This is a genomic window from Rhizobium sp. CCGE 510 (assembly GCF_000292525.1).
In the GTDB taxonomy this organism is placed as follows: Bacteria; Pseudomonadota; Alphaproteobacteria; order Rhizobiales; family Rhizobiaceae; genus Rhizobium.
The window spans coordinates 1-919 of the sequence record NZ_AEYF01000105.1; the positions used below are offsets into that span (position 1 = coordinate 1).

Consider the following 919-nt stretch of genomic DNA (forward strand, 5'->3'; position numbering starts at 1 on the left):
TCCAGACCGGCCGGTTCCCGGCCACTTGCCTGCTCAGGGGACAACCCCGACGCTGCGTTCGCCTCAACGACTTGCTGGTACTGCCGAAGCCGCTTGAAAGACATAGTGAGTTTTTTTCCCATGGCTTCGCTGAAGTCTTGGTAATCTATTTTCAACGACCATTGCTGCTGATCACTGCCGTTGAGCCGGCTCGCTATGCTCTCCCGACCCCTGGTTTGCAGCCAAGCACTAAACTTTCGTTGATTGCTGGCCACATTCCGGGCAACTTGCCTCTTGGAAGTCGAGTCCGATCCGAGCTTGCTCAGCTCTTCCTTGGCTAGGCCATCAATGATGCGGGCGTCGTCGGGATAAGGATCATGCTGTTTCAACTGCGACTCGGCGCCTAGATACTGCCGCAGCCGATCGAGACCCACGCCGCCAATATTTTTTCCTTCATCCTTGGTAAAGGCCCTAAAATCGTCCTTCAACGACTGTTGCTGCTGATCAGTACCCGTGAGTCGGCTGGCTATGCTCCCCCTGCCCGTCCTTTGGAGCCAAGCACTAAACCTTCGTTGGTTACTGGTATTTTTCTGAGAATTCGGGACCGGTCCGAACTTACTCAGCTCTTCCTTGGCCAAGCCATCAATGATGAGGGCGTCGTCGGGATAAGGATCATGTATCTGGCGCCCCATCAGGCGCGGCCCAGGTCCAACGGCTTGGAGTTCTTGCCCCTCAGGCCCGAGCCTCCTGAAATGAGACAGTGCTGACTTAAGACGGTCCTGACCATCCCCACCGCTTGCCCAATAATCCGCGATATCAACGGCTAGTGAATCTGGATCGTTTAAAAGCCGAGAAGCCATCGAATCTCTGTTCTCTGCTTTGAGCCAACGAGCGAACCTCCTAAGAATCTTTAAATTGTTCGTGAGGGTACCCTCGGGAA

General features: G+C 54.5%; 1 pseudogene. It reads right to left on the reverse strand.

Annotated elements, in window-relative coordinates:
• Window positions 1-839 (reverse strand): annotated as a pseudogene (locus RCCGE510_RS32650) (hypothetical protein); the annotation flags it as partial.
• Between the last annotated feature and the right edge of the window lie 80 nt (window positions 840-919).